Origin of the sequence: Seohaeicola nanhaiensis (assembly GCF_042654245.1) — a bacterium.
In the GTDB taxonomy this organism is placed as follows: Bacteria; Pseudomonadota; Alphaproteobacteria; order Rhodobacterales; family Rhodobacteraceae; genus Seohaeicola_A; species Seohaeicola_A nanhaiensis.
In genome coordinates, this window is record NZ_JBHSGI010000025.1 from 1 (window position 1) to 24,043 (window position 24,043).

Genomic DNA, 24,043 nt, shown 5'->3' on the forward strand with positions numbered 1-24,043 from the left:
CGCTTCGCCATCCGCGAAGGCGGCCGCACCGTCGGTTCGGGCGTCGTCGCCAAGATCGTCAAGTAAGAGTCGATGCCGCTCTGGCGGCGCACATGGTATCAGGCGGCGCACGGGAAACCGTGCGCCGTTTTTGTTGGGACGTTGGAAATACATCGCGACGCGGTGCATCCCTGCCCCCATTCGCGAATTTCTTTCGCCGCGCCGACAGTCCTATCTTTCAGTGCGTTGCGCTCTGGAATTGGCCGGCTTTCCGGGGCAGAGTGTCAGCCATGAGCATTGAAATTTCGGATGTTTCGAGACTCTCGTCCCGGGCCGATGCCCCCTGTGCGGTGCCGGGTTCGGCGTTTTTCCTGCGCTCCACGCGAAGGCATTTGCTTCCAGCCGCGAAAATCGCCGTCCTGGTTCTCCTCACCGCGCCGGTGCAGGCAAAGCCACCGTTGCCGGATTCGCAGCAGTCGCCTGCCAGTACCTGCATCGCCTTCAAGACCAGCTATCTGCGCCTTGTCGACATCTGCCGCGAGGCGCTCGATGCGCAGGGGGCGAGTCACAGCCAGCGGATCGACATGCTGGATTCGCTGGGGTGGGCGCTCTACGGGCTGGATCGCGATGATGAGGCGCGGGCGACCTTCGAGCGGATCCTGACACTCGATCCGGCGTCTGACGACGGTCACGCCGGGCTTGGCTGGCTCAGCTATGACGAAGAGGATTACACAACCGCAGCGCGCCATTTCGAGGCGGCGCTGGCACGATCCCCCAACGCCCGCGTGCTTGCCGGTCTGAGCGCCAGCCGGTTCTATGCGACCGAGATCGATGCCGATGCGGCGGTCGAACTGCTCGATGCGGCGCTGGCCATCGACCCGGACTATCAATGGGCGTTGCGTCGCAAGGGCTGGATCCTTGTCGACGCGGAAGAGTGGAAACCGGCCGAGACCGCGTTCCGCGCCGCGATCAAGCAGGATCCCAGCGACGCCAACGCGCAATATGGCCTCGCCTACCTCCTGTCCGAACAGGACCGCTGGAAGGAAGCGCTTGGTCCGATCAACAGGGCGGTGGAGGAAGAACCGGAATCGGCTCACGCGCTGTCGCGACGTTCGTTGATCCACTATTATCTGGATCACCCCAAGATGGCCCTGAAAGATGCCGAAGCCGTCATCGAACTGAGGCCGGACTGGTCGGAAGGTTTTGTGCGAAAGGCGCGTGCGCTGGACGCCCTCGGGCAGCGGCAGGAGGCACTCGCCCTTTTGGCCGGGGCCGATTCCCGGATCGCGAACGACGATTTCCTGATCTACTGGCGTGCCAGCCTGCTGCTTGACGATGGCCAGCTCGAGCCGGCGATGGAGCAGATCGCGCGTAATGCCGACGGGCCGGATGCCGATTTTCACGACTATCTTCTGCAGGCCCGGATTGCCTTGCAGCTTGAGGATCGGAGGGTTGCGCGATCCGCTATCGACAGCGCGCTGTCGCTGCGCCCAAAGGACCGTTGGGCCTTGTTCTATGACGCGCAGGTGCTGGTGGCAGAACAAAGCTTCTTCAGTGCCGAGGCCAGCTTCGATGCGGCAGTCTCCGCAGGTCTGGCAAAGAGCAACCTGCCGGAATTTCTTCAGGCGCTGATCGGCAAAGGCCAGCTGGTACAGGCGATCCGGATGCGGGCACGGTATGCCCTGACGCCTTAGCGCTGCTCCGGGTGGCGCCCCGCGGCGATGTCGCTGGCGTCGGTGATGTCGTCCAGCGCGCGTTCCAGCCGCAGGCGCAGCTCTTCGGTGCCCGCCACATCCAGCCCGCGCGGCACCTCCTCGCTCCACGGACGGCAGATGAGCACACCCTGCGTGAAGGGCAGGGGGAGCAGGAACCGGTCCCAGGATCCTGCACGCAGATATCGCCGCGCCGACCAGGAGAGAACGAAGATTCGCTTGCCGGTGCTGCGCGCCCAGACCAGGGGAACGGTCGAGGCCACGCGGGCCGGCCCGCGCGGCCCGTCGACCGCAATTCCAATGGTATAGCCGTCGGCGATCCGTTTCAGCACCTCGCGCGACAGGGCGACGTGGCGCTTGTGGCTGGACATGGGCACCGTGTCGAATCCGAACCGGCCCAGAACACTGCCCACAAGCATGCCGGCGCGGGCGGAGGAGGTGAGAGAGCAAAACTTTCCCAGACCTGTATCAAACATCCAGGGCGCCATGATCAGCCGCTGATGCCAGACGCAGAAGATGACCGGTTCGCCCCGGCGCAACTCGTCCTCCATGGCCTCAAAGCCGATGCGTTCCCAGCGCGACGTGGTATAGGCAAAGCGCACATATCCGGCGATCATCGCTTCCAAAGCCCGGTTGAGCCGGGGGCTGTCAGCTATTTTTCGTCTCAGACTCACGCGGTTTTGCCTCTTTTCAGTTCATCCGGGGCCTTACAGCCGGTTTCTTCAGCTGAGGCAAGCGTTCAGACCAATCCGGGAGATTCCCTCTTGCTCCCCGAGCGCCGCTGTCATAGAGGAAGCGCGGCTTAGGGGTATAGCTCAGTTGGTAGAGCGACGGTCTCCAAAACCGTAGGTCGCGGGTTCGAACCCTGCTGCCCCTGCCAGTCAAGCCGAACCTCCCCCCGCGCCTTCAGATGTCCGGCCCTTGGTGCGCCGGGGTTACGGCCGTCGACCGGCCTTGAATGTATCGCCGCGTCAGTCTATGTGCGGCGGCAACAGCAATTCGAGAAGGGCCCGCATCATGGCCACCAGCCCGTTCAAATTCGTCAACGAGGTTCGCAACGAGATCTCGAAGGTGGTCTGGCCCACCCGCCGCGAAGTCATGCTGACAACGGTCATGGTTTTCGTGATGGCCGCTTTGACCGCCGTGTTTTTCGCCTTGGTCGATCTGGTCATTCAGTTCGGCCTTCGGGGCATTCTCGGCGCCTTCTGATGACCCGGCACCCGGACGGGCCTGGTGCCGTTCGGACTTGATCATTCTACCCGGGGCGTTTAGGCCAGCGGCTGTTTTCGGTCCTTGGCGTGCGGCGATTCGCGTTGCGCGCCGGTTTGGTATTCCGGGACGTCCGGGCCCTACAGGTCCGCCAGAGGAACAGAAACCGGCCCTCCCTCGGGGAGGCCCGTAAATAAGATAGGACGGCACAGGCGATGGCGAAACGGTGGTACTCGGTCAGCGTTCTTTCGAACTTCGAGAAGAAGATTGCCGAACAGATCCGGACTTCGGTGGCCGAACAGAACCTCGGCGACGAAATCGACGAAGTGCTGGTGCCGACGGAAGAGGTCATCGAAATCCGTCGCGGCAAGAAGGTCACCACTGAACGCCGGTTCATGCCGGGCTATGTGCTCGTCCACATGGAGATGAGCGACAAGGGGTATCACCTGATCAACTCGATCAATCGTGTCACGGGTTTCCTCGGTCCCCAGGGCCGGCCGATGCCGATGCGGGACGCCGAAGTGAATGCAATCCTTAACCGTGTCCAGGAAGGCGAGGATCAGCCGCGCACGCTGATCCGTTTCGAGATCGGCGAGAAGGTCAAGGTGAACGACGGCCCGTTCGAGGATTTCGACGGCATGGTCGAAGAGGTCGACGAGGAAAACGAGCGCCTCAAAGTGACCGTCTCGATCTTCGGCCGCGAGACTCCGGTCGAACTGGAGTTCGCCCAGGTTTCAAAACAGGGCTGACATGGGCACCGCCGATCCTCGTATCGAGCGGTATCTCTCCAAGGGTCGGCCGTGGCGTGACGAGATGGTCGCGCTTCGGGAAATCCTCCTCTCTGAGGATCTGACCGAAACGCTGAAGTGGCGGTCACCCTGCTACCGGGCCCATGACGCGAATATCCTGATGATGGACGCTCTGAACGACGCGGCCTTCGTCTCGTTTTTCAAAGGCGTGCTTCTGGACGATCCCGAAGGGCTTTTGCAGGCGCCCGGTCCCAATTCCCGCTCGGCCCGATATTTCAGGTTCACGAGCCTCAAAGAAATCGCGACAGGTGAAAAGGCGCTGCGCGCCTTCATCCGCCACGCCATCGAGAACGAACGCAAGGGTCTGAAAGTCGATCTGCCTGATGACGATTTCGAACTGCCCGACGAACTGTCCAAGGCGATGGCCGAAGACCCCGAACTGGCCGAAGCTTTTGACAATCTGACGCCGGGCCGCCGCAGGGGCTGGGTCATCCACATCTCGGGCGCGAAGCAATCCTCCACGCGTATCGCGCGCGTCGAAAAGGCCCGGCCGCTGATTATGGCGGGCAAGGGTCTGCACGACCATTAGGCCTTGCACGCAGGTCGTGGCCGGTGTATGCGCCGCCCCTGTCGCACCTCGCGGCAATCCATGTGGGAGGCGAGACCGCCGCGGCGGACGGACCGGACCACATCAACACACGGCCGAAGGGGCGCGCCCCGACGGCGTTGAAAAGGAGAAGGCCAATGGCCAAGAAACTCGTGGGCTCGCTGAAGCTCCAGGTGCCCGCAGGCAAGGCGAACCCGTCGCCGCCGGTCGGCCCGGCACTGGGTCAGCGCGGCATCAATATCATGGAATTCTGCAAGGCGTTCAACGCCAAGACCGCAGACATGGAAGTCGGCGCGCCGTGCCCGACCGTCATCACCTATTACCAGGACAAGTCCTTCACGATCGATATCAAGACGCCCCCGGCGTCCTATTTCCTCAAGAAGGCAGCCGGTCTTCAGTCGGGTTCGAAAAAGCCGGGCCGCGACACCGCCGGCAGCGTCAGCGTCGCCCAGGTGCGCGAGATCGCCGAAGCGAAGATGAAGGACCTGAATGCCAACTCGGTCGAGGCGGCGATGCAGATCATCCTGGGCTCCGCCCGCTCCATGGGCATCGAGGTGAAGTAAGATGGCAAAGCTTGGAAAACGTACCCGCGCTGCCCGTGAAAACTTCGAAGGCAAGGCCGCGCTGACGGTTGAAGACGCCGTGAAGCTGGTCAAGTCCAACGCCTCGGCCAAGTTCGATGAAACCGTCGAACTGGCAGTGAACCTGGGCGTCGACCCGCGTCACGCCGACCAGATGGTCCGCGGCGTCGTCGGCCTGCCCAACGGCACCGGCAAAACCGTGCGCGTCGCCGTCTTCGCCCGTGGCGCGAAAGCCGATGAGGCCACCGCAGCCGGCGCCGACATCGTTGGTGCCGAGGACCTGATGGAAACCATCCAGGGCGGAAAGATCGAATTCGACCGCTGCATCGCGACCCCGGACATGATGCCGATCGTCGGTCGTCTGGGTAAAATCCTCGGCCCCCGCAATCTGATGCCGAACCCGAAGGTCGGCACGGTGACGATGGACGTCGGCAATGCCGTGAAGGCTGCCAAGGGCGGTGAAGTGCAGTTCAAGGTCGAGAAGGCCGGGATCGTGCACGGCGGTGTCGGCAAGGCTTCGTTCGACGAGAAGGCGCTGGCCGAGAACATCCGCGCCTTCGTTGGCGCCGTGGCCCGCGCCAAGCCGGCCGGAGCTAAGGGCACCTACCTGAAGAAGGTGTCGATCAGCTCCACCATGGGTCCGGGCGTCAGCATCGACGTGGCGAGCGCCTCTGCCGAATAATTCCGGTTTCGACCGGTCTGCATAGGGCGGAGCTTTGGCTCCGCCCTTTTGCATGTAAAGGGCTCAGATCGAATCGGCGAAGTCCTCGCAGGTGAGGCGCAACTCGCGCGGGGCGTGACGGGCGGCGGCCAGCGCGGCCTCGGCCGTGACCCCGTCGGACGCGGCGCGGGCGAGGGCCTCGAGGCTGTAGGTCGCAAGCCTGCGTCGGCCCCGCAGGATATCGCGGGACAGGGCCAGCAGCGCGAGGTAGTCGACCTGGCTGCCGATTGTGCCCGAGCCTTCGGCATCGCCGCCTTCGGCGTTCTCGCGACAGGCCTCGGCGTCGGTCGAGATGAAGCTGCGGCAGATCATCGGCCGGGTGCCGTAGGCGCGGCAGTTGCGCGTCACCGGGTCGAGCGCCGCGCAGGCTTTGGGGTGCCAGCTCCGACCGTCGCGTTGGCCAGACAAGGGGGCGAGCGCCGAGTAAAGGCCGCGCGCCTCTGCCTCGGTGATCAGCCCACCATCGCCTTCGAGGAAGATGCAGCACCAGGCGCAGCCCGAGCGGCAAGCGATGTCGCGGACGAGGGCAGGGGAGGCGGTGGTGATCTCGTCGGTGATCTGATCGGCCAGCGCGCGGGCGGTGGCGCCGGAGGCGAGTGCGTCGGCGACCTCCTCGGGGGTGTGACCCGCCTGTTCGGCACGAGCGAGGTATCCGGCCAGCCGGGTGCGCGCACGGGCACTGATGACCGCACCAAAGGCCCAGACGCTGGCGCGGGCGAGGCGGGTGTTCAACAGGCGGAACGTGACCGGCGCTGTGGAGGGCTCGAGGGGCATGGCTGGTCTCGCGGGCGAATGGCGGGCTGGCCGCCTTCTAGGAGATTGCGAGGCCGCTCGGCAATCTGCAACGGGACGTTCATGCCCCGCTCTGCTTTTGCTCTTCACAAGCCTGGCAAAACAGCCTAGAGACACCGCTCGTCAGGCAGGCCGGGATTCGGCCGGTCTGGCGTTTCGTCCGAGACGGCGGGTGGGCTTGCCCATAATTCCTGCCTGAGACGGGAAATGAACAATACTTTCCGGGGAGCAATCCTTCGGGCGTGATTGGGAAGGACCCGTGCGGACCCGATGTCGGGCCACGCTTGGCCCGGCTGAAATGAGCCGGAGGGTCACACCTCCATAACTTGGAGTAAGACTGTGGATAGAGCCCAGAAAGAGAAACTGGTCGAGGAACTCGGCCAGATCTTCGAAAGCTCTGGCGTTGTCGTGGTTGCCCACTACACCGGTTTGACAGTTGCTCAGATGCAGGACCTTCGCGCGCGCGCCCGCGCCGCGAACGGCTCCGTGCGTGTTGCCAAGAACAGGCTCGCCAAGATCGCCCTCGAGGGAAAACCCTGCGCTTCCATTGCAGATCTCCTGACGGGCATGACCGTTCTCACCTATTCCGAGGATCCTGTGGCTGCGGCCAAGGTTGCCGAGGACTTCGCCAAGGTTAACGACAAGTTCGTGATCCTGGGCGGGGCCATGGGTGCGAACGCTCTGGACCGTGACGGTATCACGGCCGTGTCGAAAATGCCGTCCCGCGAGGAGCTTATCGCTTCGATCGTTGGCTGCATCGGCGCGCCTGCCGCGAATATCGCCGGTGCCATTGGCGCCCCTGCTTCGAACATCGCGTCCATCTTGTCCACCATCGAAGACAAGGCGGCCGCCTGAGCACTGCATGACCGGCCCGTGGACATCCCGCGTCGCTGGAACACACACCTGTAAACGGAAAGAGCTGATAAAATGGCTGATCTGAAGAAACTCGCAGAAGAGATCGTGAACCTCACGCTGCTGCAAGCACAAGAACTGAAAACCATCCTCAAGGACGAATACGGCATCGAGCCGGCTGCCGGTGGCGCCGTGATGATGGCAGGTCCGGCAGGGGATGCCGGCGCTGCTGCCGAAGAGGAAAAGACCGAATTCGACGTCGTTCTGAAGAACGCCGGCGCTTCCAAGATCAACGTGATCAAGGAAGTCCGTGGCATCACCGGTCTGGGCCTGAAAGAAGCCAAGGACCTGGTCGAAGCCGGCGGCAAGATCAAGGAAGGCGTGTCCAAGGCTGAAGCCGAAGACATCAAGGCCAAGCTGGTTGCAGCTGGCGCCGAGGTCGACCTGGCCTGATAGGCCTGGGGCAATCCCGAAATCGGTCGGGCGTCGCGCAAGCGGCGCCCGATTGCATTTTAAGGGTCGGACAACACTTTCCGGTTAACCCTGCCCTCAATCAAACATGCGGGGGCAAACAGTGAGTCGGGAAGAAGTGCGGGTTATCGACGAGCCGGTTGCAGGCTTCGGGATTGACGAACTCTTCCTGTCCCGAACGGACGAGCGGGGCGTGATCCTCTCGGGCAATAGCGTCTTCGCCCGGCTCTCGGGATACGACTGGAAAACGCTGATCGGTGCACCCCATCGGCTGATCCGCCATCCCGACATGCCGCGCGGCGTCTTTCATCTGATGTGGTCCACCCTGAAGCAGGGCCGCCCCTTTGGCGGATATGTCAAGAATCGCGCCGCGGATGGGCGACACTATTGGGTCTACGCCGTCGTCCTCCCGGTCGAGGGCGACTTTCTTTCGGTACGACTGAAGCCGTCTACTCCGATCCTTGAAACAGTTTCCGACCTCTATCGCCGCCAGATCCTGGCAGAGTCGGCGGGCCAGTCGCCCGCCGAAAGCGCCGAGGCCATCGGCCGCGCGATCTGCGAGATGGGATTCTGGGATTATCGGGCCTTCATGGGGCATGCGCTGGGGGCCGAATTTACATCTCGCGGCGCAGCGCTGGGGCGTCCCGTGGCTGCGGGAGTCGCACGCTTCGACGAGATGGGCGGTCACCTGGCCGAGTTGATGAAGGAGGTGCGGCTGGTCCAGGACTCCTTCACGCTGATCAGCAATTCGCCCGCCAACCTCATCATCCTGGGATCGCGACTCAAGACCAATCGCGAACCGATGAAAGTGGTCGCGCAGAACTACGGGCTTCTGGCCGATGAACTGCTGCGGTCGATATCCGAGCTGTCTGACGGGCTCGAAGTCCTGCTGCAGACTGCGCATGACGGAAGGATGGGCCTGTGCGCAAGCTTCCTCTATCGAGAGGCCATCGCGCAATTCTGCGAGTCAGAACCGAACCGCGGATCGCACGGTCATAAACGCGAGGTGGAAATCCTCACCGCCGCGCAGAAGCGTTTTACCGAGAACGCTGTCGCCGGGTGTCGCCGGATCGGTGCGGAGGTGGGGCACTTCGTCCATCTTGCCGCCCAGCTGCGGCGTCAGGTGTCGGGACTTGCCGTCACGCGCGTTATCTGCCGGATCGAGGCGGCCGCAATCCGCGAAGATACCAGCGGCATCGACGAGGTGGCGGATCGGCTGACCACCTTCCAGCAGGAGCTTGAGCGCGCCCTTGACCGGATTTACCTCGCCTGCCATGGTCTTGGCGGAAGAGTGGACGGCCTGAGCGCCGCGTGACGTGGCGCATGAACCGCCGGCAGGTGGTTGAAAGCTGCTCTGTGGCTTGTTAGATAGCCGAAGTCGTGATTCGAACAACAGGCGCCGCAAGAATCAAATCCGTTTTTGACTACCCTCTCAAAGCAGGATGCGTCCTGCTTTGACGGGGTTGTCTTCCGTTTCGGGCGGAGAGCTGTGGGAAGCTCTCCTGGTATGGAAACGAAGCTACCCGGATCTGGTGCAGCCGGCCGCCCAACCGTGCTGTAGCCTGAGATGACTTGGAGATCCCTTATCCATGGCGACGTCCTTCCTCGGCCAGAAGCGTATCCGCAAATATTACGGCAAAATCCGCGAAGTGCTGGAAATGCCGAACCTCATCGAGGTTCAGAAATCTTCTTATGACCTGTTCCTGAATTCCGGCGATGGTGACAAGCCCGCCGATGGCGAAGGCATCATGGGTGTCTTCCAGTCGGTTTTCCCGATCAAGGATTTCAACGAAACGTCCGTTCTGGAATTCGTTCGTTACGAGCTGGAAAAGCCGAAATACGACGTCGACGAATGCCAGCAGCGCGACATGACTTATTCGGCGCCGCTCAAGGTGACGTTGCGCCTGATCGTGTTCGATGTCGACGAGGATACCGGCGCCAAGTCGGTCAAGGACATCAAGGAGCAGGACGTGTTCATGGGCGACATGCCGCTCATGACGCCCAATGGCACGTTCATCGTCAACGGCACCGAGCGGGTCATCGTTTCCCAGATGCACCGCAGCCCGGGCGTGTTCTTCGACCATGACAAAGGCAAGACGCATTCCTCGGGCAAACTGCTCTTCGCCTGCCGCATCATTCCCTATCGCGGGTCTTGGCTCGACTTCGAATTTGACGCCAAGGACATTGTCTTCGCGCGTATCGACCGTCGCCGCAAGCTGCCGGTGACAACCCTGCTTTATGCGCTGGGCATGGATCAGGAAGGCATCATGGATGCCTATTACGATACCATCACCTACAGCCTGCAGAAGAAGAACACGGGCTGGGTCGCCCCGTTCTTCCCGCTGCGTGTGCGCGGTACCCGTCCGCCTTTCGACCTGGTCGATGCTGACACCGGCGAAATCATCGCCGAAGCCACCAAGAAGATGACCCCGCGCGCGGTCAAGAAGCTGATGGACGAGGGCAAGGTGAAGAACCTGCTGGTGCCCTTCGACACCATCAACGGCAAATTTGTCGCCAAGGACATCATCAATGAGGAAACCGGCGCGATCTATGTCGAAGCCGGCGACGAGCTGACGCTGGAATACGACAAGGACGGCGATCTGGTGGGTGGCACCGTCAAGGAACTCATGGATGCCGGCATCACCGACATCCCGGTCCTGGACATCGACAACATCAACGTGGGTGCGTACATCCGCAATACCATGGCGATGGACAAGAACATGAACCGCGATACCGCGCTCATGGATATCTATCGCGTCATGCGCCCGGGTGAACCGCCGACCGTCGAAGCTGCCTCGTCCCTGTTCGACACCCTGTTCTTCGATAGCGAGCGCTATGACCTCTCGGCCGTGGGCCGGGTCAAGATGAACATGCGACTCGATCTCGACGCCGAAGACACCCAGCGTACCCTGCGCAAGGAAGACATCGTCGCCTGCATCAAGGCGCTGGTGGAACTGCGCGACGGCAAGGGCGACATCGACGACATCGACCACCTCGGCAACCGCCGGGTGCGCTCGGTCGGCGAGCTGATGGAAAACCAGTATCGCGTGGGTCTGCTCCGCATGGAGCGCGCCATCAAGGAACGCATGTCGTCGGTCGAAATCGACACCGTCATGCCGCAGGATCTGATCAACGCCAAGCCCGCGGCTGCTGCCGTGCGCGAATTCTTCGGCTCCTCGCAGCTGTCGCAGTTCATGGACCAGACGAACCCGCTGTCGGAAGTGACGCACAAGCGGCGTCTGTCGGCCCTCGGGCCGGGCGGCCTGACCCGCGAGCGTGCGGGCTTTGAGGTGCGCGACGTTCACCCGACCCACTACGGCCGGATGTGCCCCATCGAGACGCCGGAAGGCCCGAACATCGGTCTGATCAACTCGCTGGCCACCTTCGCCCGCGTGAACAAGTATGGCTTCATCGAGACGCCATACCGCGTGGTCAAGGACAGCCATGTGACGGACGAAGTCCATTACATGTCCGCGACCGAAGAAATGCGCCACACCGTGGCGCAGGCCAACGCGACGCTGGACGCCGACGGCAACTTCATCAACGATCTGGTCAGCACCCGGAAGTCGGGCGACTACACGCTCTCGCCGCGCGAGAATGTCGACCTGATCGACGTTTCGCCTAAGCAGCTGGTTTCCGTTGCCGCCTCGCTGATCCCGTTCCTTGAAAACGACGACGCCAACCGCGCTCTCATGGGCTCGAACATGCAGCGTCAGGCGGTTCCGCTTCTGCGGGCCGAGGCGCCGCTGGTCGGCACCGGGATCGAGGAAGTCGTCGCACGTGACTCGGGCGCCGCCATCATGGCGCGCCGGGCAGGGGTCATCGATCAGGTGGACGCCCAGCGTATCGTGATCCGGGCGACGCATGATCTCGAACTCGGCGATGCGGGCGTCGACATCTACCGCATGCGCAAGTTCCAGCGGTCGAACCAGAACACCTGTATCAACCAGCGCCCGCTGGTGAAGGTGGGCCAGACGGTGGACAAGGGTGAGGTGATCGCCGACGGCCCGTCGACCGATCTGGGCGAACTGGCGCTTGGCAAGAACGTCATTGTCGCCTTCATGCCCTGGAACGGCTACAACTACGAAGACTCGATCCTGATCTCCGAGCGCATCGCGCAGGATGACGTCTTTACCTCGATCCACATCGAGGAATTCGAGGTCGCCGCCCGCGATACCAAACTTGGGCCCGAGGAAATCACCCGCGACATTCCGAACGTCGGCGAGGAAGCTCTCCGCAACCTCGACGAGGCGGGCATCGTCTACATCGGTGCCGATGTGGAGCCGGGCGACATCCTGGTCGGCAAGATCACCCCGAAAGGCGAAAGCCCGATGACGCCGGAAGAGAAACTCCTTCGCGCTATCTTCGGGGAAAAGGCCAGTGACGTGCGCGACACCTCGCTGCGGGTCAAGCCGGGCGACTTCGGCACGGTCGTGGAAGTCCGCGTCTTCAACCGCCATGGCGTTGAAAAGGACGAGCGCGCACTGCAGATCGAACGCGAGGAAGTCGAGCGCCTGGCGCGCGACCGCGACGACGAGCTGGCGATTCTCGACCGCAACATCTACGCCCGCCTCAAGGATCTGATCCTCGGCAAATCCGCGGTGAAGGGTCCGAAAGGCATCAAGCCGGGTTCGGAAATCACCGAGGAGCTGCTCGACACGCTGAGCCGTGGCCAGTGGTGGCAGCTGGCGCTGGCCGAAGAGAAGGACGCCCAGATCGTCGAGGCCCTGAACGAGCAATACGAGGCGCAGAAGCGTGCACTCGACGCTCGTTTCGAGGACAAGGTCGAGAAGGTGCGCCGGGGCGACGATCTGCCTCCGGGCGTGATGAAGATGGTCAAGGTCTTCGTCGCGGTGAAGCGCAAGCTGCAGCCGGGCGACAAGATGGCCGGGCGTCACGGCAACAAGGGCGTGATCTCGAAGGTGGTCCCGATCGAGGACATGCCGTTCCTCGCGGACGGCACGCCGGTCGACTTCTGCCTCAATCCGCTGGGCGTGCCCTCGCGCATGAACGTCGGGCAGATCCTCGAGACGCATATGGGCTGGGCCGCGCGCGGTCTGGGCCTGCGGATCGACGACGCGCTGGACGAATATCGCCGGTCGGGTGACCTGACCCCGGTTCGCGATGCCATGCGCCATGCCTATGGGGACGACGTCTATGACGAAGGTCTCGAGGACATGAACGAGACCCGTCTGGTGGAAGCGGCCCAGAACGTCACCCGCGGCGTTCCGATCGCAACTCCGGTCTTCGACGGTGCCAAGGAGGCCGACGTCAACGACTCGCTGCGTCGCGCCGGTTTCGACACCTCGGGGCAGTCGATCCTTTTCGATGGCCGCACCGGCCAGCAGTTCGCCCGTCCGGTGACGGTGGGCGTGAAGTATCTGCTGAAGCTGCACCACCTGGTCGACGACAAGATCCACGCGCGTTCGACCGGGCCGTACAGCCTCGTCACCCAGCAACCGCTGGGCGGCAAGGCGCAATTCGGCGGTCAGCGCTTCGGGGAGATGGAGGTCTGGGCGCTGGAAGCCTACGGCGCCGCCTATACCCTGCAGGAGATGCTGACGGTCAAATCGGACGACGTGGCCGGCCGGACCAAGGTCTACGAGAGCATCGTCAAGGGCGAGGACAACTTCGAAGCCGGCGTGCCGGAGAGCTTCAACGTGCTCGTGAAGGAAGTCCGCGGCCTCGGCCTGAACATGGAACTCCTGGATGCGGAAGAGGAATAGGTGGGCAGATTGCCCACCCTACGCACCCCGTAGGGTGGGCGATTTCGCCCACCATCGCCCTGCCGCCCGATATTCAAGGATTTGAAAATGAACCAGGAACTGACCAACAACCCGTTCAACCCGCTGACCCCGCCGAAGGTGTTCGACGAGATCAAGGTCTCTCTGGCGTCGCCCGAACGGATCCTTTCGTGGTCCTACGGCGAGATCAAGAAGCCGGAAACCATCAACTACCGGACCTTCAAGCCCGAGCGCGACGGCCTGTTCTGCGCCCGCATCTTCGGGCCGATCAAGGACTACGAGTGCCTTTGCGGCAAGTACAAGCGGATGAAGTATCGCGGCGTCGTCTGCGAGAAATGCGGCGTGGAAGTCACGCTGCAGAAGGTCCGGCGCGAGCGTATGGGCCATATCGAACTGGCCTCGCCCGTCGCGCATATCTGGTTCCTGAAGTCGCTGCCGTCGCGCATCGGCCTGATGCTGGACATGACCCTGCGTGACCTGGAACGCGTGCTGTATTTCGAAAACTACGTCGTCATCGAGCCGGGTCTTACCGACCTGCAATACGGCCAAATGATGACCGAAGAGGAATACATGGACGCGCAGGATGCCTATGGCATGGATGCGTTCACCGCGAACATCGGTGCGGAAGCCATCCGCGAGATGCTGGCGCAGATCGACCTCGAAGCCGAGGCCGAGCAGCTGCGTGCGGAACTCGCCGAGGCAACCGGCGAACTGAAGCCGAAGAAGATCATCAAGCGTCTGAAAGTCGTGGAATCGTTCCTCGAATCCGGCAATCGGCCCGAGTGGATGGTGATGACCGTGATCCCGGTGATCCCGCCGGAACTGCGCCCGCTGGTCCCTCTGGACGGCGGCCGGTTTGCCACGTCCGACCTGAACGACCTCTACCGCCGCGTGATCAACCGGAACAACCGCCTCAAGCGGCTGATCGAACTGCGCGCGCCCGACATCATCGTCCGCAACGAAAAGCGGATGCTGCAAGAGTCGGTCGACGCCCTGTTCGACAACGGCCGTCGCGGCCGCGTCATCACGGGGGCCAACAAGCGCCCGCTGAAGTCGCTGTCCGACATGCTCAAGGGCAAGCAGGGCCGGTTCCGTCAGAACCTGCTTGGCAAGCGCGTCGACTTCTCGGGCCGTTCGGTCATCGTGACCGGGCCGGAACTCAAGCTGCACCAGTGCGGCCTGCCCAAGAAGATGGCGCTCGAACTGTTCAAGCCGTTCATCTATTCGCGGCTTGAAGCCAAGGGCCTGTCGTCGACCGTGAAGCAAGCAAAGAAGCTGGTCGAGAAAGAGCGCCCGGAAGTCTGGGACATCCTTGACGAGGTGATCCGCGAACATCCGGTGATGCTGAACCGCGCGCCGACGCTGCACCGTCTTGGCATCCAGGCGTTCGAGCCGGTGCTGATCGAAGGCAAGGCGATCCAGCTGCACCCGCTGGTCTGCTCGGCCTTCAACGCCGACTTCGACGGCGACCAGATGGCCGTTCACGTCCCGCTGAGCCTCGAGGCCCAGCTGGAAGCCCGCGTCCTGATGATGTCGACGAACAACGTGCTGTCGCCTGCCAACGGCGCACCGATCATCGTTCCGTCGCAGGACATGATTCTTGGCCTCTACTACGTCACGCTGGAGCGTGAGGGCATGAAGGGCGAAGGCATGGTCTTCGGCTCGGTGGACGAGGTGCAGCATGCGCTCGACGCCGGTGTCGTGCACCTGCACTCCAAGATCACCGCCCGCGTCACGCAGATCGACGATGAGGGCAACGAGATCGTCAAGCGTTACGAAACCACGCCAGGCCGGGTCAAGCTTGGCGCACTTCTGCCGCTGAACGCCAAAGCGCCGTTCGAGCTGGTCAACCGCCTGCTGCGCAAGAAGGAAGTGCAGCAGGTCATCGACACCGTCTACCGCTACTGCGGCCAGAAAGAGTCGGTGATCTTCTGCGACCAGATCATGTCGATGGGCTTCAAGGAAGCTTTCGCCGCGGGGATTTCCTTCGGCAAGGACGACATGCTGATCCCGGATTCCAAATGGCCGATCGTCGAGGAAACCCGCGATCAGGTGAAGGACTTCGAGCAGCAGTATATGGACGGCCTGATCACCCAGGGCGAAAAATACAACAAGGTTGTCGATGCCTGGTCCAAGTGTAACGACCGCGTGACCGAGGCCATGATGACTTCGATCTCGACCCCCAAGCGTGATGAGAATGGCGCCGAAATGGAACCGAATTCGGTTTACATGATGGCGCACTCCGGTGCGCGGGGCTCGGTCACGCAGATGAAACAGCTCGGCGGGATGCGCGGCCTGATGGCCAAGCCGAACGGCGACATCATCGAAACGCCGATCATCTCGAACTTCAAGGAAGGTCTGACCGTTCTTGAATACTTCAACTCGACCCACGGCGCCCGCAAGGGTCTGTCGGACACTGCGCTCAAGACGGCGAACTCGGGCTACCTGACCCGTCGACTTGTCGACGTGGCTCAGGACTGCATCGTGCGGATGAAGGACTGCGGCACCGACCGCGCCATCACCGTCGAGGCTGCGGTGAACGACGGCGAAGTCGTGGCGACCCTGGCGGATCGCGTCCTCGGCCGTGTTGCGTCCGAGAACATCCTGCGCCCCGGCTCGGACGAGGTGCTTGTGGCCTATGGCGAACTGATCGACGAACGCTCGGCGGACCTCATCGAAGAGGCCGGTGTGGCCTCGGCGCGGATTCGCTCGGCACTGACCTGCGAGGCCGAAGAAGGCGTCTGCGCCATGTGCTACGGTCGCGACCTGGCGCGCGGCACCATGGTGAACACCGGCGAGGCGGTGGGTATCATCGCGGCGCAATCCATCGGTGAACCCGGCACCCAGCTGACGATGCGGACCTTCCACATTGGCGGCGTGGCGCAGGGCGGCCAGCAGTCGTTCCTCGAAGCCACCCAGCCCGGCACGATCGCCTACGAGAATGCTCAGCTTCTCGAGAACGCCAACGGCGACACGATGGTCATGGGCCGGAACATGAAGCTGGTCATCCGTGACGAGAACGGCGACGAGCGGGCCAGCCACAAGGTCGGTTACGGCTCGAAGATCTTCGTCAAGGACGGGGCCAAGGTGGCGCGCGGCGACAAGCTGTTCGAATGGGACCCGTATACCCTGCCGATCATCGCCGAGAAGTCGGGCACGGCCAAGTTCGTCGACCTCACGAGCGGCATCGCCGTGCGCGACGAGACGGACGAAGCCACCGGCATGACCCAGAAGATCGTGATCGACTGGCGGGCCGCGCCCAAGGGCAACGAGCTCAAGCCCGAGATCATCCTTGTGGGCGAGGATGGCGAACCGGTGCGCAACGATGCGGGCAACCCGGTGACCTATCCGATGTCGGTGGACGCGGTTCTCTCGATCGAAGACGGTCAGGAGGTTCGCGCCGGTGACGTGGTCGCGCGTATCCCGCGCGAAGGCGCCAAGACGAAGGACATCACCGGGGGTCTTCCCCGCGTGGCGGAACTCTTCGAAGCACGCCGTCCCAAGGATCACGCCATCATCGCCGAGATAGACGGCTATGTCCGGTATGGACGCGACTACAAGAACAAGCGTCGCATCACCATCGAGCCGGCGGACGACACGATGGAGCCGATCGAATACATGGTGCCGAAAGGCAAGCACATCCCGGTGCAGGAAGGCGACTTCGTGCAGAAGGGTGACTACATCATGGACGGCAACCCGGCGCCGCACGACATCCTTGCAATCATGGGGGTCGAGGCTCTGGCGAACTACATGATCAACGAGGTGCAAGAGGTCTATCGTCTGCAGGGCGTGAAGATCAACGACAAGCACATCGAGGTCATCGTGCGTCAGATGCTCCAGAAGTGGGAGATCTCGGACAGCGGCGATACCGTGCTTCTGAAGGGCGAGAATGTCGACAAGGCAGAATTCGACGAGGCCAACGAAAAGGCGATCGCCCGTGGCGGCCGTCCGGCCCAGGGCGAACCGATCCTGCTCGGCATCACCAAGGCGTCGCTGCAGACCCGCAGCTTCATCTCGGCGGCATCCTTCCAGGAAACCACCCGCGTGCTCACCGAAGCCTCGGTGCAGGGCAAGGTGGACAAGCTGGTCGGCCTCAAGGAGAACGTCATCGTCGGCCGTCTGATCCCGGCCGGAACGGGCGGGGCGACCCAGCGCGTGCGCCGGATCGCGCAGGAGCGTGACAACGTGGTCATTGAGGCCCGCCGCGAGGAGGCCGAAGCAGCCGCTGCGCTCGCCGCACCGGTGCTGGACGGCGACATCATCGGCGGTGATGAATTCGACACGCTGGTGGATACGCCGGAAAGCCGGGATTGATCCTACCGTCCTAAAGATTGAAAGCCCCGCTTCGGCGGGGCTTTTTCGTTTCAAAACGGCGTGGCGGTGCCTGCGCTTTTTCGTGTCAATCAAGAACTCCTTGACGATTTGGATCCGGCGAATTGATGTCTTGATTGACAGGTTCTGCGGAACAATCGTAGCGTTTCTTATTCGTTCTTCCGGATTTCACGGATTTACGGATAGGCCGCGAATTGGGCGCGGTTAAATTACATCAGGGGGAAAGAAATGAAGATTAGGACTGTGCTTGCGGTGGCAATGGTGGCGAGTCTGCCAGTTGCGGCGAATGCTACAACCGTTTCGATTGAAGAGCTTACCTTCGATCTCGATCAATTTATCGGTGCATACGTCACGACGGATTCGTCTTACCAACAGGGCGTTCTATTCGACAATGCGGCGGGGGTCGACGGCTATACAGTCGGCGAGCTGGCAGCGGCGCCGGGAGGAAGCTTTTCCCCGGTCGATCCGGGCGATCAGCTGAGCCTGGGGAATGCGACCAATCAGGAGTACATGACGCTCCACTACGGACAGGGCATACTTATCGGCCCAGGAGACGCTTCGTTGGTTGCAGTCTACGAGCAGGCTTCGAGCAACTCGGGCGTCGACGAAGAAGGTCATTATTACGAAATAAAGATCAATGACGGGAGCTGGATCGATGCGAGAGTTTTCCCGGTTCACCAGACGGCGATCAGCACGAACTATCAGAACCGGGTTGTCTTTGATCTGCTGAGTGCCCCATTTGGCTTGAGCGTCGGGGACGAATTGCTGACGATTTCGATCCGTAACATTCTTGGAAGTTCGTCCTTTTCGGATCCGGATATCGTTTTTGTCGGACGCGCGGGTGTCTCCACCATTGATACGGTGCCTTTGCCCGCGTCATTGCCGATGTTGGCAAGCGCGGTAGGCATAGTGGCCTTCGTCCGGCGCCGGCTGCGTCCGGCGTGATCTGAGGGGTCGAGCTGGCCATTCAGGCCGGTTCGACCCGCCCGTGCAATCATGAGCTCTGACTGCGCCGGATGGCCCTTGCCGTTCCGCCCGAACTTGCTAGACCGTCTCCGGCGGGAGGCGGAATATGGTCGCGACCTTCAAGACAATCGGACTGCTGCGCTTTTCGGTGCTGACCCCGACCTATTACAGCGAACGGTTCAAGACGCTGGAACAAACCGCCGTCCATCTCTTCGCACCAGAGCGGATGGAATTACGTTTTCGCCTGTTCGAAGCGCTTTGTCTGCCATCGCTCGCCCGGCAATCGGACCCCGACTTTACCGCCCTCGTCCTAACGGCCCAGGCCCTGCCCGAACCCTGGCTTTCGCGTCTCGAGACTCTGCTGGCGCCCTTGCCCAACATCGAGTTGCGCCAGGTCGGATCGGACAAGCATTATCCCTTGCTGCGCGCCGCCTATCAGTCCGTTGACCTGGGCGACGCCACGCATCGGATCATGTTCCGACTCGACGACGACGACGCGGTCGACCGCGATTTCATCGCGCGCACCAAGCGGTTGGCTGCGGGACTGGTTGCACTGCGCGACCAGAACGCGCCTCTGATCATCGCCTGCAATCGCGGTTTCTACGTCGATACGACCCAGAGCGAGACCGAAGTCTTCGACGCTTGCGAGCGTGCGCCCCTGGCCGCCGGGACGACACTGGTCGCGCCAGTGGACTACCCGAATAACCCCTACCGCTATGTGCACCGGAAGTTGCCACAGTATTATGACTGCTATTCGGACATCTCGGTGCCAGCCTACATTCGCTCGATCCACGGCGACAACAAATCGAACCCGACGCAGATGGGACTGACCCGCAAGATGAAGCCCCGACAGATTGCCAAGGCGCTCAAGGCGCATTTCCACCTGACTTTCGACGATCTGAAGGCGCTCTGACCCATGTCGCCCAATGCGCGCGCCGCGCTCTACATGATCGCCAGTATGGCGGCCTTCACGTTCAACGACACCTGCATGAAGCTTGCGGGTATCGACGTGCCACTGCCGCAACTAGTGCTGCTGCGTGGGCTTATCGCCTGCACGCTGATTTACGGCCTCGCCCGGCATCTCGGCGCGCTGCGGTTCGATCTGCCCCGCACGGATTGGGTGATGCTGGGGTTGCGTGCCCTGGGCGAGGCCTCGGCCACCTACTTCTTCCTCAGCGCCCTTTTGCACATGCCCATCGCGAACCTGACTGCGCTGATGCAGGCGCTGCCCCTGGCCGTGACCCTGGGAGCTTCGTTGTTCTTCGGCGAAACGGTCGGCTGGCGGCGCTATGCCGCCATCGGTGTCGGCTTCTGTGGCATGCTCCTGATCGTGCGTCCGGGACCCGACGGCTTTACCCTGCACGCGGTCTACGGCCTCGCTTCAGTCGCATGCGTTACCCTGCGCGATCTGGCGACCCGCAAGCTGTCCGCGCGGGTTCCGTCCCTGACGGTCGCCCTGACCTCTGCCTTCGCGGTGACAGGGCTGGCCGCGATCGGCTCGGTTGGCGTGGACTGGGTTCAGATCGACCCGCGGCTTGGCCTGCTGATCGGCTGTGCGGCGATCTTTGTCTTTTTCGGTTACCTGTTCAGCGTGATGGTCATGCGCCTGGGCGAAATTTCGTTCACCGCGCCATTCCGCTATACCGGTCTCCTGTGGGCTCTGGTCCTGGGCTGGCTGGTCTTTGAACAGTGGCCGGACGGAATCACCATGCTCGGGGCAGGGGTTGTGGTTGCCTCGGGGCTTTTCACCTTCTACCGCGAACGGGTGGTCGCGGCGTCCTGAGCCCGCAAAACGCGGGACCAGCCGGCATTTTCCACCCGGCGGCGCGCCGCCGGGTGCTGTTGACAAGGTCCGCGACTCCCCATATACGCGCGCTATCTCGGCCATGGTGTTTCCCGTGCGCCGATCTCAGAACTGTAGTGGTCACGATCCGGTCCGCGAGGGACCCGATCCTCTGGAAACCCACCGCGTCGTTCCTGAAACGGGGACGAAGGCGGTTTTTGCGTTTTGCGGACGCGTAAGACGCTGGAAGACGAAGCCGCACGCACATGCGTGCATGACACATGTGTTTGCGAAACGGGGAATGAACCGGAAATGCCAACGATCCAACAGCTGATCCGCAAGCCGCGGCAGCCCAAAGTTAAACGCTCGAAGTCCCAGCACCTGGAGCAGTGCCCGCAAAAGCGTGGCGTCTGCACGCGCGTCTACACCACGACTCCGAAGAAGCCGAACTCGGCAATGCGGAAAGTTGCCAAGGTGCGCCTGACCAACGGGTTCGAGGTCATCTCGTATATTCCCGGTGAAAGCCACAACCTGCAGGAACACTCGGTCGTGCTGATCCGCGGCGGCCGCGTGAAAGACCTTCCCGGCGTTCGCTATCACATCCTGCGCGGCGTGCTTGACACGCAGGGCGTCAAGGACCGGAAGCAGCGTCGCTCGAAATACGGCGCCAAGCGGCCGAAATGATCCACGCGGCGGGGTGAAACCCGCCCTACCCATATCTGTAGGGCGGGGCGTGCCCCGCCGTCCGCACCATACGAGGAAGAGACACCGATGTCCCGTCGTCACGCCGCCGAAAAACGCGAAGTTCTGCCCGACGCCAAATTTGGCGATATCGTGCTTACCAAGTTCATGAACAACCTGATGAAACAGGGCAAGAAGTCGGTCGCCGAAAAGATCGTCTACAATGCCCTTGATCGGGTTGAAAACAAGGTCAAGCGCTCGCCGTTGGAAGTCTTCCACGAAGCGCTCGACAACATCCAGCCCAGCCTTGAGGTTCGCTCGCGCCGGGTCGGTGGCGCCACCTACCAGGTGCCCGTCGAAGTGCGCCCCGAGCGCCGCCAGGCCCTGGCCATCCGCTGGCTGATCAACGCCAGCCGGGCCCGCAATGAAAACACCATGGAAGAGCGCCTTGCAGGCGAGCTTCTGGATGCCGTGCAGTCGCGCGGCGCAGCGGTGAAGAAGCGTGAAGACACGCACAAGATGGCCGATGCCAACAAGGCATTCAGCCACTACCGCTGGTAACCCACTACAGTTTCGAGGACCGCCCCCATGGCACGCGATTATCCGCTCCAACGCTACCGTAACTTCGGTATCATGGCCCACATCGATGCGGGCAAGACAACGACGACCGAACGTATCCTGTATTACACCGGCAAGTCCCACAAGATCGGCGAAGTCCACGACGGCGCCGCCACCATGGACTGGATGGAGCAGGAGCAGGAACGCGGCATCACGATCACCTCGGCTGCCACCACCACGTTCTGGCAGCGTCAGGAAGATCCGACCGCCGAAGGCACCTCGGACACCAAGATCCGCTTCAACATCATCGACACCCCCGGCCACGTCGACTTCACCATCGAAGTCGAGCGTTCGCTGGCCGTGCTTGACGGCGCTGTCTGCCTGCTGGACGGCAACGCCGGTGTCGAGCCGCAGACCGAAACCGTGTGGCGTCAGGCTGACCGCTACAAGGTTCCGCGCATTGTCTTCGTCAACAAGATGGACAAGATCGGCGCCGACTTCTTCAACTGCGTCAAGATGATCAAGGACCGCACCGGTGCGATCCCGGCACCCGTTGCCCTGCCGATCGGCGCGGAAGACAAGCTCGAAGGCATCATCGACCTCGTCAAGATGGAAGAGTGGACCTGGAAGGGCGAGGACCTCGGCGCGTCCTGGACCCGTCAGCCTATCCGTGACGAGCTGAAGGACCTGGCCGACGAATGGCGCGCCAAGCTCATCGAAGTCGCCGTCGAGATGGACGACACCGCGATGGAGGCCTACCTCGAGGGCGAAGAGCCCGACGAGGCGACCCTGCGCAAGCTGATCCGCAAGGGCTGCCTGTCGCTGTCCTTCGTTCCAGTTCTGGCCGGCTCGGCGTTCAAGAACAAGGGTGTCCAGCCGCTGCTGAACGCCGTGATCGACTATCTGCCCAGCCCGCTGGACGTTCCCGCCTACGTCGGCTTCAAACCCGGCGACGAGACGGAAACCCGGAACATCGAGCGTCATGCGTCGGACGAAGAGCCCTTCTCGGGCCTCGCGTTCAAGATCATGAACGACCCGTTCATGGGCACCCTGACCTTCACCCGCATCTATTCGGGCAAGATGGCCAAGGGCGACCAGCTGCTGAACTCGACCAAGGGCAAGAAAGAGCGCATCGGCCGCATGGTCATGATGCATGCCAACAAGCAGGAAGAGATCACCGAGGCATATGCCGGTGACATCATCGCACTGGCGGGCCTCAAGGACACGACGACCGGCGACACGCTCTGCTCGGACAAGGATCCCGTGGTTCTCGAAACCATGACCTTCCCCGATCCGGTGATCGAGATCGCCATCGAGCCGAAGACGAAGAACGACCAGGAGAAGATGAGCCACGGTCTCCAGCGCCTCGCCGCCGAAGACCCGTCCTTCCGTGTCGAAACCGATCAGGAATCGGGCCAGACCATCATGAAAGGTATGGGCGAACTTCACCTCGACATCCTCGTCGACCGCCTCAAGCGCGAATTCAAGGTCGAGGCCAATATCGGTGCGCCGCAGGTGGCCTACCGTGAGACCGTCAGCCGTGAAGTCGAGCATACCTACACCCATAAGAAGCAGACGGGTGGCTCGGGTCAGTTCGCAGAGGTCAAGCTGGTCATCACCCCGACCGAGCCGGGCGAAGGCTACTCCTTCGAGTCGCGCATCGTTGGTGGCACGGTGCCCAAGGAATACATCCCCGGTGTCGAAAAGGGCATCAAGTCGGTGATGGATTCTGGCCCGCTGGCCGGCTTCCCGGTGATCGACTTCAAGGTCGCGCTGATCGACGGCAAGTTCCACGACGTGGACTCCTCCGTTCTCGCCTTCGAAATCGCCTCGCGCATGTGCATGCGGGAAGGCATGAAGAAGGCCGGCGCCAAGCTGCTGGAACCGATCATGAAGGTCGAGGTGGTGACGCCCGAGGATTATACCGGCGGCGTGATCGGCGACCTGACCTCGCGTCGGGGCCAGGTGACCGGACAGGACACGCGCGGCAACGCCGTGGCGATCAACGCGATGGTGCCGCTGGCCAATATGTTCGGCTACATCAACACCCTGCGTTCGATGTCGTCGGGCCGTGCCCAGTTCACCATGCAGTTCGACCACTACGATCCGGTTCCGCAGAACATCTCGGACGAGATCCAGGCGAAATACGCATAAGCCGTGGTGGGCGGATCGCCCACCCTACCCAGACCCGTAGGGTGGGCAATGTGCCCACCACCGCGACAAGACAAAGGAGACCCAAATGGGCAAGGCAAAATTTGAACGCAACAAGCCGCACGTGAACATCGGGACGATCGGTCACGTTGACC

Annotated in this window: 19 protein-coding genes and 1 tRNA gene; 18 read left to right on the plus strand and 2 right to left on the minus strand. The window is 62.3% G+C overall.

All coding sequences use genetic code 11. The features are described 5' to 3' along the window. The coding region (locus tag ACFO5X_RS18095) for a tetratricopeptide repeat protein (protein ID WP_380719579.1) at nt 1–1,673 on the plus strand (1,673 nt) is incomplete at its 5' end. Here the strand turns inward: ACFO5X_RS18095 and ACFO5X_RS18100 are convergent. Further along, nucleotides 1,670–2,365, minus strand: coding sequence for a lysophospholipid acyltransferase family protein (locus tag ACFO5X_RS18100; RefSeq protein ID WP_380719581.1), 696 nt, complete (start codon nt 2,363–2,365; stop codon nt 1,670–1,672). The two genes, ACFO5X_RS18095 and ACFO5X_RS18100, sit on opposite strands and share 4 nt — an antisense overlap. 130 nt (nt 2,366–2,495) lie before the next feature. Between ACFO5X_RS18100 and ACFO5X_RS18105 the strand changes: the two genes are divergently transcribed. The 6 genes from ACFO5X_RS18105 to rplA all read left to right on the plus strand — a co-directional run bounded on the left by ACFO5X_RS18105 (nt 2,496) and on the right by rplA (nt 5,519). Beyond that, nucleotides 2,496–2,571 (plus strand) — tRNA-Trp (locus ACFO5X_RS18105). A gap of 137 nt (nt 2,572–2,708) precedes the next feature. After that, nucleotides 2,709–2,900 carry a preprotein translocase subunit SecE gene (secE, locus tag ACFO5X_RS18110; protein WP_380719584.1) on the plus strand — a complete coding sequence of 64 codons (192 nt, stop codon included), beginning with the start codon at nt 2,709–2,711 and terminating at the stop codon, nt 2,898–2,900. Nucleotides 2,901–3,115: 215 nt separating this feature from the next. Next, nucleotides 3,116–3,649: a transcription termination/antitermination protein NusG gene (nusG, locus tag ACFO5X_RS18115; RefSeq protein WP_380719585.1), complete on the plus strand. Its 534-nt coding sequence runs from the start codon at nt 3,116–3,118 to the stop codon at nt 3,647–3,649. A gap of 1 nt (nt 3,650) precedes the next feature. Beyond that, on the plus strand, nt 3,651–4,238 hold the full coding sequence (locus tag ACFO5X_RS18120; RefSeq protein ID WP_380719587.1) for a YdeI/OmpD-associated family protein: 588 nt from the start codon (nt 3,651–3,653) through the stop codon (nt 4,236–4,238). A 155-nt stretch (nt 4,239–4,393) separates the two neighbouring features. Beyond that, nucleotides 4,394–4,819: a 50S ribosomal protein L11 gene (gene rplK, locus ACFO5X_RS18125; RefSeq protein WP_380719589.1), complete on the plus strand. Its 426-nt coding sequence runs from the start codon at nt 4,394–4,396 to the stop codon at nt 4,817–4,819. 1 nt (nt 4,820) lies between these two features. Continuing rightward, nucleotides 4,821–5,519 carry a 50S ribosomal protein L1 gene (gene rplA / locus ACFO5X_RS18130; RefSeq protein ID WP_380719591.1) on the plus strand — a complete coding sequence of 233 codons (699 nt, stop codon included), beginning with the start codon at nt 4,821–4,823 and terminating at the stop codon, nt 5,517–5,519. 63 nt (nt 5,520–5,582) lie between these two features. Here the strand turns inward: rplA and ACFO5X_RS18135 are convergent, their stop codons facing one another. Then, nucleotides 5,583–6,332: a YkgJ family cysteine cluster protein gene (locus tag ACFO5X_RS18135; protein ID WP_380719593.1), complete on the minus strand. Its 750-nt coding sequence runs from the start codon at nt 6,330–6,332 to the stop codon at nt 5,583–5,585. A 357-nt stretch (nt 6,333–6,689) separates the two neighbouring features. Here ACFO5X_RS18135 and rplJ point away from each other — a divergent pair, with 357 nt between their 5' ends. From rplJ to fusA, 11 genes are all read left to right on the plus strand, one after another. Further along, nucleotides 6,690–7,205 (plus strand): 50S ribosomal protein L10, encoded by a 516-nt coding sequence (gene rplJ, locus ACFO5X_RS18140; RefSeq protein WP_380719595.1) that lies wholly within the window; start codon nt 6,690–6,692, stop codon nt 7,203–7,205. 72 nt (nt 7,206–7,277) lie between these two features. After that, nucleotides 7,278–7,655, plus strand: coding sequence for a 50S ribosomal protein L7/L12 (gene rplL, locus ACFO5X_RS18145; RefSeq protein WP_380719597.1), 378 nt, complete (start codon nt 7,278–7,280; stop codon nt 7,653–7,655). 121 nt (nt 7,656–7,776) lie between these two features. Beyond that, nucleotides 7,777–8,988 carry a PAS domain-containing protein gene (locus ACFO5X_RS18150; protein ID WP_380719599.1) on the plus strand — a complete coding sequence of 404 codons (1,212 nt, stop codon included), beginning with the start codon at nt 7,777–7,779 and terminating at the stop codon, nt 8,986–8,988. 274 nt (nt 8,989–9,262) lie between these two features. Beyond that, on the plus strand, nt 9,263–13,399 hold the full coding sequence (gene rpoB, locus ACFO5X_RS18155; protein ID WP_380719601.1) for a DNA-directed RNA polymerase subunit beta: 4,137 nt from the start codon (nt 9,263–9,265) through the stop codon (nt 13,397–13,399). 87 nt (nt 13,400–13,486) lie between these two features. Beyond that, nucleotides 13,487–17,731 (plus strand): DNA-directed RNA polymerase subunit beta', encoded by a 4,245-nt coding sequence (gene rpoC / locus ACFO5X_RS18160; protein WP_380719603.1) that lies wholly within the window; start codon nt 13,487–13,489, stop codon nt 17,729–17,731. Nucleotides 17,732–17,977: 246 nt separating this feature from the next. Continuing rightward, entirely contained in the window at nt 17,978–18,694 is a 717-nt protein-coding gene (locus ACFO5X_RS18165; protein WP_380719605.1) for a VPLPA-CTERM sorting domain-containing protein, read from the plus strand. Between the two features lie 127 nt (nt 18,695–18,821). Continuing rightward, complete coding sequence (locus tag ACFO5X_RS18170) at nt 18,822–19,628, plus strand: glycosyltransferase (RefSeq protein WP_380719607.1); 807 nt, start codon at nt 18,822–18,824, stop codon at nt 19,626–19,628. Nucleotides 19,629–19,631: 3 nt separating this feature from the next. Next, the gene (locus ACFO5X_RS18175) at nt 19,632–20,498 is read left to right on the plus strand and encodes a DMT family transporter (RefSeq protein WP_380719609.1); all 867 of its coding nucleotides are present in this window, start codon (nt 19,632–19,634) and stop codon (nt 20,496–20,498) included. A gap of 312 nt (nt 20,499–20,810) precedes the next feature. Further along, nucleotides 20,811–21,182: a 30S ribosomal protein S12 gene (gene rpsL, locus ACFO5X_RS18180; protein ID WP_008883423.1), complete on the plus strand. Its 372-nt coding sequence runs from the start codon at nt 20,811–20,813 to the stop codon at nt 21,180–21,182. A gap of 87 nt (nt 21,183–21,269) precedes the next feature. Further along, nucleotides 21,270–21,740 carry a 30S ribosomal protein S7 gene (gene rpsG, locus ACFO5X_RS18185; protein WP_380719612.1) on the plus strand — a complete coding sequence of 157 codons (471 nt, stop codon included), beginning with the start codon at nt 21,270–21,272 and terminating at the stop codon, nt 21,738–21,740. A gap of 27 nt (nt 21,741–21,767) precedes the next feature. Next, a complete protein-coding gene (gene fusA, locus ACFO5X_RS18190; RefSeq protein WP_380719614.1) occupies nt 21,768–23,891 on the plus strand; it encodes an elongation factor G in 2,124 nt (707 codons plus the stop codon). Nucleotides 23,892–24,043: the final 152 nt, after the last annotated feature.

Coding starts and splice junctions, on each gene's coding strand:
- secE (WP_380719584.1), top strand. CDS start 2,709: ATGGCCACCAGCCCGTTCAAATTCGTCAACGAGGTTCGCAACGAGATC.
- nusG (WP_380719585.1), top strand. CDS start 3,116: ATGGCGAAACGGTGGTACTCGGTCAGCGTTCTTTCGAACTTCGAGAAG.
- ACFO5X_RS18120 (WP_380719587.1), top strand. CDS start 3,651: ATGGGCACCGCCGATCCTCGTATCGAGCGGTATCTCTCCAAGGGTCGG.
- rplK (WP_380719589.1), top strand. CDS start 4,394: ATGGCCAAGAAACTCGTGGGCTCGCTGAAGCTCCAGGTGCCCGCAGGC.
- rplA (WP_380719591.1), top strand. CDS start 4,821: ATGGCAAAGCTTGGAAAACGTACCCGCGCTGCCCGTGAAAACTTCGAA.
- ACFO5X_RS18135 (WP_380719593.1), bottom strand. CDS start 6,332: ATGCCCCTCGAGCCCTCCACAGCGCCGGTCACGTTCCGCCTGTTGAAC.
- rplL (WP_380719597.1), top strand. CDS start 7,278: ATGGCTGATCTGAAGAAACTCGCAGAAGAGATCGTGAACCTCACGCTG.
- rpoB (WP_380719601.1), top strand. CDS start 9,263: ATGGCGACGTCCTTCCTCGGCCAGAAGCGTATCCGCAAATATTACGGC.
- rpoC (WP_380719603.1), top strand. CDS start 13,487: ATGAACCAGGAACTGACCAACAACCCGTTCAACCCGCTGACCCCGCCG.
- ACFO5X_RS18165 (WP_380719605.1), top strand. CDS start 17,978: ATGAAGATTAGGACTGTGCTTGCGGTGGCAATGGTGGCGAGTCTGCCA.
- ACFO5X_RS18170 (WP_380719607.1), top strand. CDS start 18,822: ATGGTCGCGACCTTCAAGACAATCGGACTGCTGCGCTTTTCGGTGCTG.
- ACFO5X_RS18175 (WP_380719609.1), top strand. CDS start 19,632: ATGTCGCCCAATGCGCGCGCCGCGCTCTACATGATCGCCAGTATGGCG.
- rpsL (WP_008883423.1), top strand. CDS start 20,811: ATGCCAACGATCCAACAGCTGATCCGCAAGCCGCGGCAGCCCAAAGTT.
- rpsG (WP_380719612.1), top strand. CDS start 21,270: ATGTCCCGTCGTCACGCCGCCGAAAAACGCGAAGTTCTGCCCGACGCC.
- fusA (WP_380719614.1), top strand. CDS start 21,768: ATGGCACGCGATTATCCGCTCCAACGCTACCGTAACTTCGGTATCATG.